Source organism: Priestia sp. MDV22-iso46, from assembly GCF_058629175.1.
Genome location: NZ_JBZVWT010000011.1, coordinates 1 through 11,935, shown reverse-complemented (window position 1 = coordinate 11,935; position 11,935 = coordinate 1). Strand labels below are relative to the sequence as shown.

Genomic DNA, 11,935 nt, shown 5'->3' with positions numbered 1-11,935 from the left:
CGGAATTACGATAAGATGAAGCCTCAAAATCTGAATCATGAGAGGATGAAGTCTCAAGGTCGGAATTACGATAAGATGGGGCCTCAAAATCTGGACCACCTTTTTCTTTTCTAACTTTTCTTCTGCCCATTTGGTATTCTGTTTCATGATAAGTCGGAACAGCGTAGAAACGATAATCAAAATAAGTAGGGTGGGTATAATACATGTCTACAGGATATGAATTTTTGCATTTATGATCAGTTGGGTGATAGGTATGCATCAGAGGATAATATGGAACATAAACATAATAGTTCATTTATTCACAACCTTTCATTTTTCATTCATCAGCATATGACCCAATTGCTTGGTTTGTGTTACTAAAAAAAATTTCATATGAACAAATATTAAGATTATTAACCGCAGCAATTATAAGGGACCAACTTCTTATTTTTACGAGAAGTTACGAGGGATATTTAATCATTATATTTAAGCAATATCTAAAGGTTTTCCCTTCTTATAAAATCTTTCTTATCCTCTTGATTAGTTTGTTCAAATTGGTAAACAATTTATGTATAAAAAGAAAAATATTGGTTTTTACTTGTGACCATCAAGATTTTTTCTTTAAGGATAACCATTCTATATTGTAGAGCCTATTTTTTAGACTAGGTGACACTAATACAAGCCATTTTTTTTATTGTGAATATAATATCCTATTCTATATATAGGGGGTATTATATATGAATTGTTGGAATCGTCTTGTATTTTGTTGTAGATGTAGACGTCGTCATGAATGTAATCATCACCATGGTTCTAGCTGTAAACATCACCATGAATGCGATCATCACCATGGTTCTAGCTGTAAACACCACCATGAATGTAATAATCATCATGATCACCGTTCTAATTGTAGATGCCATCGTCACTGTGATTGCAATCATTGTGACTGTTCTAAATACTAAATGTAACTCTATAAGAATGGGATGGTCTAAGAATAGACTATGCCATTCTTATTAAACAGATTATGTAAATTGTCTTTGTATGTCGTATACAGCCTAAAAGCAGAAAAAAAACTACTGGATCCATCAGTAGTTTTTTGTAATTATACGAGTATTAAGTTAATTTTTAGAATTTATTACATTAAATTAGATGTAAGTGTTTGGTCAAACATGGAGATTTAAAAATATATCTAATAAAATATATAGTCAAATGAAGCATGTCCAATTCTAAATAAGATATATATTTAAGCTGTTGTTATAGCTTGAATTTGATTAGCATTTACTGTGACAATATTTGTGCTAGCGTTTGTCCCAGTACCTGTTCTAGTTGCAAAAGAAGCTAAATTAGTTGTAGCATTAAAGCTTGAAAATACAAGATTAGTAAGCGTAGCACCGCCTACGACTAAGGTTGGAACTGGTGTTCCAGGATCTAAGATTCTTAATAAGTCTGTAATCATCCTTTGTATCCCCCCTTATTGCAATAAATTAAATGTAAATTTATAATTTACATTTGATTTATTATATGTAAATTTCAAATAAGAGCTTGTACTATTTAATTATTTATTATAAAAATAAATATCGAGAATAATAATTATGTTGCTAAAAATGTACAGTGTATATAGATTAGAAACAGAACAACTACTGCTCTTGTACAGTAGTTGTTCTGTTTGCCGCAAGGTTTTTGAATGTATGTTTCATCGCATCAGTTCACAATAATTATTGTTATTTTATTCATATAGACAATTTACTTAAAGTAAGCCAATAAATATGATTTATTTGGTAGTTAATATAATCTTTATCTTAATTCTTTTCATAATATAATCATTACACATTGAAATCCTCTTCAGTTAATCACTGAAGAGGATTTTAAATCTATTATGCTAACAGGAAATTAAATGCTTGCTCGATAACATTTGAATCAGCTTTTCTTAAGTCGACCTTTATTTAGTTATACATTGTCCTAGATAATTAGTAGAATAGTCAAAATTAATATAAAACTTTGTATAAGAATAACTGTATCAATATTAGTTGTAGTAGCATGAACATTTTTAGAATTTTCGATAATAATTTTATGATTGCTAGATTGTATAACTTTTGCAAGGAGTAAAACTTCGACTGTAATTAATCTTATTGAATTAGCATCTAAACCTATTAACGTTAAAATAAAGGTTAAAACTTGCAATAATGATTGTAAAATTATTGCTGTTTGTGTATCTGTGATAGAAATATTAACATTACAAGAATCTTTAACAACAATTATTGAATTGGAAATTTGCTTGCTTAGGATTTTTTGTATTGTTTCAGTTCCAATGAGTGCATTGCTATTAAAGTTCAACACTCCACCTCCCTTTTTAAGATATAATATATTAATATGAAAAAGAAAAAGTTTTGCTTGTATGCTTGTCCTTTTCAAGCAATGAAATTTAAAGATAGGGGTAGCTACTCCTATAGTATCTATATAGTGTAACTATTGAATTATATTTCCTTGATAGTTATGTTCTTGCTTAAGAAACATAGCTTTTTAATTCTGATAAATCTCATTATATAAACTAAAAGTGAGTAATTTATACAACCTAAAAACAGAAAAACCATTGCTTCTGTACAGTAGCCTTTTTCTACTTAGAACAGAAAATTTGGCGTGATTTATATAGAACCTTATAAACTAAATTGTTTTGAATATTTTAATAGGACTAAACTTTTTTGGTTTTTACTATTCCATGGTTAATAATTTTAAAAAGGCTTCTATTTTTAAGAAGCCTTTTTGTTGCAGAAAAAATATGCATCAGAGTATTGTAAATTCTATAGACGTTTGTAAATTAACCTTATATTTGTATAAATGATATGGAAGTATAAAAATAGCTGTTATTAATTCCCTATAAACAACATTACAGTAAGGGTTATCTTCACTGATTAACAAGACACAGAACAGGACATTATAGTGCGAAAATTATTTCAAAGTGTAATAGCATCAATACGCTCACAATCAACTAAAAGAATACCATCATTCTTTCCCCAAAATGTAGCGAGACCAGTCTTAGGGTTAAATCCTACAAAATTCTGAACTTTTATTTGTGTACCATTTACTAAAAGGTTTTTAACCTTTTTTCCTTGGTGAAAAGTTTCTAAAAGGCTGCACACACTTTTAGAACTGTATTTTGAATTCAGATCAATATGATATACCTTCTGATTATGATTCTCGGCTATAGAATTAGAATTAAATATTTTGGGATTGGTAAATCGGTTAACAAAAATTGACATTTTAAGTTTCCCTTTCTTAGTTTGGATAATATCTGAATAGAGCGTCCTTTTAAATTAACAGAAGAGCTCTTTTACAAGCTCTTCTGCAGTTACACTGTTACACTATTATCTTATAATGCTACTCAATTCGAAGTGCTTGTATATCTCTACAATCTAAAACAATAATAGTTCCTGTCTCCGTTTCCACATCAACAAAAGTTGCACAGAAAGTATCCAAATTAAAGTTGGTAAAAATAAGGTCTTCCAGTACATTTCCGTTTAGAAATATATCAACTTGTGTCCCTGGTTGTAATCTTTCTAACTGATCACATACACACTTATGATCTCTGCTCATACAAAACCCCTCCTTAAAGAAGAAAAATAAATTCACATTGCTATATATTATATGAAAAATATTAAACATTGAATGGACAAAGTATGGAGGGAAAATACCTATTTTTAGCTGTATATTAACATCAACACTAAACTTGTACATGATAAGCTTGTTTAGATAAAAAGGGCAATCGAGATTAGAAACTAAATCTTAAAAGTTAGATACATTGCCTAAGTACCTAATGAGATTAAACTCTTTATCGTACGAGGCTCAACCCTTTTAATTTGATTCGTTTATAATTACAGTAAAGCTTGTAGATCTTCTAACTCTTGTTTAAATCGTTGCTCAATTTTCAACCCTCAAATATTCCACATCGTATTAAAATCTACATCTAAGCTCATATTTTCTGTATTATTTACCTTACCAATATCGATATAACGGTTTCTACAGATAGGAATAGATTACTAAAAGGGCAGGTCTAAGTCTTTGCTCTAAGTTATATAAGGTTATATATAGTTATTGTGACATAGAATAAGTGAATCAGGCTATTAGTCGCTCACTTTATGGAAGCAATTTAGATCAAGCATGAAATATAGAATTAATAAGAAAACTTATCCACATCTTTGTGGTTATCAGAGTTTTACGGTGCTAAAAAGATAATTGGCTACTATTGAAAAATATTATGTATATATTCTATATAGTAATAAGTCTCCTTTATTGTATCTGCAAACATATATACAGTTAACATGATCATAAAATTTAATTATATAACAGAAAAAATGCTATCGATCTTTTAAAGTAGCTTCTTATTATGTAAGCAGAAAGAGTTATATTTTAAAGTAGCCGACCCATTTTACGGCTTATTAATATAATCTAATAGCCTATACTAAATTCTATAAGCGGCCTTTAATTTTATAAATGGAGTGATGGGAGCTCTATGTGTAGAATTGTAATCTTTGGGAATAGTTGTGCAGGTAAAACAACATTGGCTACTTCTCTCGGAAAGGACCTAATGATACCTGTTTATCATTTGGACTTATGGTTTCGTGATAAAAACATGCAAAGGATTAAACAGCTTCGTCGCCGAAGGCGCAAATTCAGAAGGCAATTAGACAAGGTAGTAGAGCAAAAAGAATGGATTATTGAGGGATGGGGGTATTTTGAAACTTACGATATACGTTTTGAGAAGGCTGATGTAATTATTTTTTTAGACCTTTCACCGGAAGAGTGTAAGAAACGTTTAATGAATAGAGAGAATTATAGAAAAAAAGATGGAACGGTTGATAAGAGAACCTTGAATAATCATTTACACAAAATTGATAAATTTCATCAAACAAACCGTCTTCTTATATTAGAGTTGTTTCAGAAATATGAAGGGACATATGAGAAAACCTTATTTCCTATTGTGAAAAAATTCAATTATGATCAGCTGATGACTGCTCTTAAAAATATAGTATCGTAGCAAATTTTCTTTATAAATAAAAATTATTGTTACCTCTTATACACAAAATATCAAATAATGTTTTCTTTTTCTAAATGTATTTTTGTATTTATTTTTGCTAATATTTTTAAGCCTTCATTTCTTCTTTTTCACTAAAAAACACCTTTACATTCAATGTCAGTTATTAAATGTGAAGGTGTTTTTATTTTGTGAAATTAGAGAACCGTGAATTACTTTATTCGCAATCAAAGGATCAGTTTCTATATCTTATTTTTTTCTCTTTTTAGAACAATCATCCCGAGATTTCTCTTTTTTTGTTTCAGAACAATCATCCTGTAATTTCTCTTTTTTCGTTTTAGAGCAGTCATTTTTTTGTTTGCGTTTTTTCTTTTTAAGACGTTTTCTTTTCCTTAGATTGTTGACTGGACGGCTAATTGGGGGTGTAGGTGTAGGCGCCCTTTCTACAGTAAATGTAACCGTAGCTTCACTTGATACCCCATCCGTATTTGTTACACGCACGACAGCAGTGTCCGTTCCTACAAAATTAGGGTTAGGAACATAAATAAATTCACCTGTTATTCGATCAACCAGCAACTGCCCGTTTTGTGGATTTTGAGTCACTTGATAAAACAATTGTAGAGAATTTGGATCTGTGGCGATAATTCGTCCTGTTGCAATAGTATTAACCAACAATCTAAACGTTTGGGCTGCTATGATAGGAGGCTGAGGTAACCTACCTACTATAATTGTAACTAGCACAATAGAGTCTGTGCCTAAATCGTCTCTTACTAATACTGTAAAGGAATCTGTTCCTATAAATCCGGAGTTTGGTTGATATACAAACCTCCCAGAAGCATCAAGGGTTGCATTGCCATTAGCCGGTTCAGTAGTCAGTGTGTAATTTAATGGTCTTTGTAATAGATTCGTTGCTTGCACACTGTCGATCACCTGTATCCCCTGAAGAGTAGTAAACGTATTACTGCCTGGTGTAATGATATTATTACTTGGAGTTGAATTAACAGTCACAACTGAGAATGCCTCTTGCCCAGTGTCATTCCTTACAACAACAACAAACTGATCTTGACCGACAAACCCTAAGTTTGAAGTATAGGTGAATGTGCCGTCTATATTTAAAATCACTACACCGTTTGCAGGCGGTGTTACCACTGTGTAGGTGAGGGGTCTTCCTAATGCATCAACCGCAATAATTTGACTTCCAATAATTTGACCTGTTGGAATTGTCAATTCCTGATCCTGTGTACTAATCGTATTATTTATTCCTTCAACTACAACGTTCACACTGCTCGTTGCAAACTGACCCAAATCATTTTGGACAAGTACGGTAAAGGAGTCAATACCGGTAAAACCCATATTGGGTGTATAAATAAATGTACCATTCGCATTGAAAACAATTGTTCCATTTGAAGGTAAATTATTTACTTGATATGTTAACGGCCTTCCTAGTGTGTCGGTTGCTGTAACTTGCCCTGTAACCGGTTGGTTTGCTTGCCCTCTCACTGTAAGAGGAGTAACTGTAATAATATCTTGATTTTCTTGAACCACTACTCGAACAATTCCAATGGCTGAATTTCCTCGATCGTTTTGGACAAGTACGGTAAAAGAGTCTATTCCAAAAAACTGAGGGCTCGGCGTGTATGTGAATGTGCCATCCGGATTTATTCTAACTGTTCCATTTAAAGGTGGCAGGTTCAATGAAAAGCGAAGAGGTCTTCCAAGAGAATCGGTAGCTATTACTGTCCCTGAGACACTCACATTTTGTTGGGTTTGCACTGTTACATCCTCTAGTGTAATAGTGCTCTGGGCTGGATTTATTATTACAATAACCGGTGCAATTGCTTGGTCTCCCTGATTATTCTGAATAAGCACATCAAACTGATCAATACCGCTTACACCCGGAGTTGGTGTATAGATAAAAGTTCCATCCTGGTTCACAATTGCTGTTCCGTATAATGGAGGAGTGTTAAGCGTGTAGGTTAACGGCCTGTTTAACTGATCGCGAGCTGATACTTGATCGTTTACTGACTGATTTTCCTCTGTTCGAACCGTCGTATTTGTCACTATAATTTGATTTACTAGTGGGGTAACAGTCACTTGTATGGTAGCTGTGGCGTTTAAACCAGTTTGGTTCTGAACAGCCACTGTAAATGACTCAGTTCCCACAAATCCTGAATTTGGTGTATACGTAAAGGTGCCATCCGGATTTAATACGACTATTCCATTTGGTGGTGTGCCAAGTAACGTATAGGTTAATGCTTCACCTTGAGGATCAACTGCCTGCACTGCCCCTGACACTGGCTGTTCTTCAATTGTAGTCAAGGTTTGATCAGACACAATGGGTGCCCTTTCTACCGGTCCTTCCGTAACAATGGAAACAGTTGCAACAGCTGTATTACCGAGAACATCACTTACAAGCACTTGGAATTGATCTGTTCCAAAGAATCCAGCATTTGGTGTATAACTAAATGTGCCATCTGGGTTAACTAAGACAGATCCATTAATAGGATTAGATGTAAGTGTATAAAACAACTGATTTCCACTCAAATTTGTAGCACTTATTTGCCCAGAAACTGGTGCATTGAATAAAGTAGTTATTTCACTATTAACAACTGAAATTCTGTCTCCTACTACTACTGTCACAACAGCGTTAGCAATACTTTGGTTTCCAGCTGAATCTCTAACAACGATACTAAAGACATCTTCTCCGGTGAATCCAGGATTTGGTGTGTAAACTAAAGCACCATCTTGATTTAACACAACGGTTCCATTTGATGGGGAAATGGCTACAGCATAACTTAACGGAAAGCCCGCTGGATTCACAGTGGCAATAGATCCACTTACAGGTTGATTTGCTAAAGTAGTTAAAGTGAGCCCTTCAGCACTAATCGGTAAATCTTGAGACTGCACTTCCACGGTAATAGTTCCAAACCCTTGGTTTCCAAGAGCATCTCTGGCAAAAACAGAGAATGAATCTGATCCTACAAAACTTGGGTTCGGCGTATAGGTAAAGGTGCCATCTGCATTAATAATGGCGGTACCATTAAGTGGCGCTAAACTCAGCCCATATACTAGTGGATCACCTTCAGGATCAAAGGCAGGAATTTGCCCTGTTACAAACTGTCCCTGTACAGTCGAAATTGATAAATCTATAACGAGAGGTGGTTGATTTACTCGAATTACACTTATAGTCACAAGAGATTGTGCACTAGCTCCGCGACTATCCCTTACCTCTACTGTAAAAGAATCCAAGCCAATAAAATTAAGGTTTGGTGTATATAAAAATGTTCCATCTGCATTTACCACAGCTGTGCCGTTAAAGGGAGTACCAGATAAACTGAAAGTGAGTAAATTATCATCTGGATCTGTAGCGAACACTTGCCCATTGATTGCTACGTTTTCTATAGTCTGAAGAATAACATCACTCGTAACTGGCGAATCATTCATATCAATAACTGTAACATTTACAATAGACACTGCTGTAAGACCTGTTGAATCTTCTACAATAACTGTAAATAAATCTGGACCTACATAATTAGAATTTGGTAAATATACAAAACTTCCATCTGCATTTACTATAACGTTCCCATTTACTGGAGAGGTTCCTAAACGATAAGTGAGTGGATCCCCATGCGGATCGGTTCCTACTACCTGGCTGGTTACGGATTGGTTTTCAGGAGTAGTAATTGAATAATTCGGTACAGTAGGTGGCTGTTCAACTGGTATAACAACAACAAATACATTAGTAATAATAAATTGTCCAGTTGAATCAGCTATACGTACAGTGAACGTATCGTTTCCAGCAAAATTCTCATTTGGTATATAAGTGAACAATCCTTCTTGATTGATTATCGCTGTCCCATTAGTCGGTAGATCTTGTAAGGTGTATATTAGAGGGTCTCCATCTGGATCAGTTGCTACGATTTGGCCTGTAACTGGGATTTCTTCCAATGTAGTAACCGTAATAACATCTGGCCCTACTGGTGGATCATTTATTGGCAGAACCGTAATCGTGATTGTAGAAACGGCCGTTTCTCCCTGGCCGTCGCTTACTACTACACTAAAGCTATCTATCCCATTGTAATTTTCATTTGGCGTATACGTGTAGGTGCCGTCTGGATTCACAACGACGGTTCCATTTACTGGACCTGTCAGTAACCCGTACGTCAATGGTCTGCCATCGACATCCGTTGCCACCACTTGGCTATTTAAAGTCGTGTCTTCATTGATTATAAACTCATAGTTCGGCACCACTGGCACATCATTCACTGGCGTAACCGTCACAAATACACTCGTCACTATAAATGCGCCCGATGGGTCGCTAATTAACACTGTAAAGGTATCAGGACCATTGTAATTTCCATTTGGCGTATATGTGAAGGTGCCATCCGCATTGACCACCGCCACGCCGTTTGTCGGAGGATCTTGTAAGGTGTACGTCAGCACTTCTCCATCTGGATCAAACGCTGTGATTTGACTGGACACTGGTGTATCTTCATTCGTGACCAACGTTACCACCACCGGTCCTACCGGTGGATCATTTACTGGCAGAATCGTAATCGTGATTGTAGAAACGGCCGTTTCTCCCTGGCCGTCACTTACTACTACACTGAAGCTATCTATCCCATTGTAATTTTCATTTGGCGTATACGTGTAGGTGCCGTCTGGATTCACAATGACCGTTCCATTCACTGGACCTGTCAGTAACCCGTACGTCAATGGGTTGCCATCGACATCCGTTGCCACCACTTGGCTATTTAAGGTCGTGTCTTCATTGATTACAAACTCATAGTTTGGCACCACTGGCACATCATTCACTGGCGTAACTGTCACAAATACACTCGTCACTATAAATGCGCCCGATGGGTCGCTAATTAACACTGTAAACGTATCAGGGCCATTGTAATTTCCATTTTGCGTATATGTGAAGGTGCCATCCGCATTGACCACTGCCACTCCGTTTGTTGGAGGATCTTGTAAGGTGTACGTCAGCACTTCTCCATCTGGATCAAACGCTGTGATTTGACTGGACACTGGTGTATCTTCATTCGTGACCAAGGCTACCACTACTGGCCCCACTGGCGGATCATTTACTGGCAGAACCGTAATCGTGATTGTAGAAACGGCCGTTTCTCCCTGGCCGTCACTTACTACTACACTGAAGCTATCTATCCCATTGTAATTTTCATTTGGCGTATACGTGTAGGTGCCGTCTGGATTCACAATGACCGTTCCATTCACTGGACCTGTCAGTAACCCGTACGTCAATGGTCTGCCATCGACATCCGTTGCCACCACTTGGCTATTTAAGGTCGTGTCTTCATTGATTACAAACTCATAGTTCGGCACCACTGGCACATCATTCACTGGCGTAACTGTCACAAATACACTCGTCACTATAAATGCGCCCGATGGGTCGCTAATTAACACTGTAAACGTATCAGGACCATTGTAATTTCCATTTGGCGTATATGTGAAGGTGCCATCCGCATTGACCACCGCCACGCCGTTTGTCGGAGGATCTTGTAAGGTGTACGTCAGCACTTCTCCATCTGGATCAAACGCTGTGATTTGACTGGACACTGGTGTATCTTCATTCGTGACCAACGTTACCACCACCGGTCCTACCGGTGGATCATTTACTGGCAGAACCGTAACCGTGATGGTAGAAACGGCCGTTTCTCCCTGGCCGTCGCTTACTACTACACTGAAGCTATCTGTCCCATTGTAATTTTCATTTGGCGTATACGTGTAGGTGCCGTCTGGATTCACAATGACCGTTCCATTCACTGGACCTGTCAGTAACCCGTACGTCAATAGATTGCCATCGACATCCGTTGCCACCACTTGGCTATTTAAAGTCGTGTCTTCATTGATTACAAACTCATAGTTTGGCACCACTGGCACATCATTCACTGGCGTAACCGTCACAAATACACTCGTCACTATAAATGCGCCCGATGGGTCGCTAATTAACACTGTAAACGTATCAGGACCATTGTAATTTCCATTTGGCGTATATGTGAAGGTGCCATCCGCATTGACCACTGCCACGCCGTTTGTCGGAGGATCTTGTAAGGTGTACGTCAGGACTTCTCCATCTGGATCAAACGCTGTGATTTGACTGGACACTGGTGTATCTTCATCTGTGACCAACGTTACCACCACTGGCCCTACTGGTGGATCATTTACTGGCAGAATCGTAATCGTGATGGTAGAAACAGCCGTTCCTCCCTGGCCGTCGCTTACTACGACACTAAAGCTATCTACCCCATTGTAATTTTCATTTGGCGTATACGTGTAGGTACCGTCTGGATTCACGACTACCGTTCCATTCACAGGCCCTGTCAGTAACGCGTATGTCAATGGATTGCCATCGATATCCGTTGCCACCACTTGGCTATTTAAGGTCGTGTCTTCATTAATTACAAACTCATAGTTTGGCACCACTGGCACATCATTCACTGGCGTAACCGTCACAAATACACTCGTCACTATAAATGCGCCCGACGGGTCGCTAATTAACACCGTAAACGTATCAGGGCCATTGTAACTTCCATTTGGCGTATATGTGAAGGTGCCATCCGCATTGACCACTGCCACGCCGTTTGTCGGAGGATCTTGTAAGGTGTACGTCAGGACTTCTCCATCTGGATCAAACGCTGTGATTTGACTGGACACTGGTGTATCTTCATCTGTGACCAACGTTACCACCACTGGCCCTACTGGTGGATCATTTACTGGCAGAATTGTAATCGTGATGGTAGAAACAGCTGTTCCTCCCTGGCCGTCGCTTACTACGACACTAAAGCTATCTACCCCATTGTAATTTTCATTTGGCGTATACGTGTAGGTACCGTCTGGATTCACGACTACCGTTCCATTCACAGGCCCTGTCAGTAACGCGTATGTCAATGGATTGCCATCGATATC

7 protein-coding genes and 1 pseudogene are annotated in these 11,935 nt (G+C 37.0%); 1 reads left to right on the top strand and 7 read right to left on the bottom strand.

The features are described 5' to 3' along the window. The 6 genes and pseudogenes from AC4NPH_RS27065 to AC4NPH_RS27040 form a co-directional block, all read right to left on the bottom strand. Positions 1-295 (bottom strand): annotated as a pseudogene (locus AC4NPH_RS27065) (pentapeptide repeat-containing protein); the annotation flags it as partial. A 415-nt stretch (positions 296-710) separates the two neighbouring features. After that, positions 711-917 (bottom strand): hypothetical protein, encoded by a 207-nt coding sequence (locus AC4NPH_RS27060; protein ID WP_141524677.1) that lies wholly within the window; start codon positions 915-917, stop codon positions 711-713. Between the two features lie 302 nt (positions 918-1,219). Next, positions 1,220-1,432, bottom strand: a complete 213-nt coding sequence (locus AC4NPH_RS27055) for a hypothetical protein (RefSeq protein WP_074684415.1) — start codon at positions 1,430-1,432, stop codon at positions 1,220-1,222. 503 nt (positions 1,433-1,935) lie between these two features. After that, a complete protein-coding gene (locus tag AC4NPH_RS27050) occupies positions 1,936-2,310 on the bottom strand; it encodes a spore coat protein (protein WP_074684417.1) in 375 nt (124 codons plus the stop codon). Between the two features lie 617 nt (positions 2,311-2,927). Beyond that, positions 2,928-3,233 (bottom strand): hypothetical protein, encoded by a 306-nt coding sequence (locus tag AC4NPH_RS27045; RefSeq protein ID WP_047933833.1) that lies wholly within the window; start codon positions 3,231-3,233, stop codon positions 2,928-2,930. Between the two features lie 118 nt (positions 3,234-3,351). Next, a complete protein-coding gene (locus tag AC4NPH_RS27040) occupies positions 3,352-3,567 on the bottom strand; it encodes a hypothetical protein (protein ID WP_055991493.1) in 216 nt (71 codons plus the stop codon). Positions 3,568-4,483: 916 nt separating this feature from the next. Here AC4NPH_RS27040 and AC4NPH_RS27035 point away from each other — a divergent pair. Next, positions 4,484-5,008: an AAA family ATPase gene (locus AC4NPH_RS27035; RefSeq protein WP_098196963.1), complete on the top strand. Its 525-nt coding sequence runs from the start codon at positions 4,484-4,486 to the stop codon at positions 5,006-5,008. A 246-nt stretch (positions 5,009-5,254) separates the two neighbouring features. Here the strand turns inward: AC4NPH_RS27035 and AC4NPH_RS27030 are convergent, their stop codons facing one another. Then, positions 5,255-11,932, bottom strand: coding sequence for a tandem-95 repeat protein (locus tag AC4NPH_RS27030; protein ID WP_491939303.1), 6,678 nt, complete (start codon positions 11,930-11,932; stop codon positions 5,255-5,257). Between the last annotated feature and the right edge of the window lie 3 nt (positions 11,933-11,935).

Bases quoted from the DNA above. Each gene is read 5' to 3' on its own strand.
- AC4NPH_RS27060 (WP_141524677.1), bottom strand. From the start codon at position 917: ATGATTGCAATCACAGTGACGATGGCATCTACAATTAGAACGGTGATC.
- AC4NPH_RS27055 (WP_074684415.1), bottom strand. From the start codon at position 1,432: ATGATTACAGACTTATTAAGAATCTTAGATCCTGGAACACCAGTTCCA.
- AC4NPH_RS27045 (WP_047933833.1), bottom strand. From the start codon at position 3,233: ATGTCAATTTTTGTTAACCGATTTACCAATCCCAAAATATTTAATTCT.
- AC4NPH_RS27040 (WP_055991493.1), bottom strand. From the start codon at position 3,567: ATGAGCAGAGATCATAAGTGTGTATGTGATCAGTTAGAAAGATTACAA.
- AC4NPH_RS27035 (WP_098196963.1), top strand. From the start codon at position 4,484: ATGTGTAGAATTGTAATCTTTGGGAATAGTTGTGCAGGTAAAACAACA.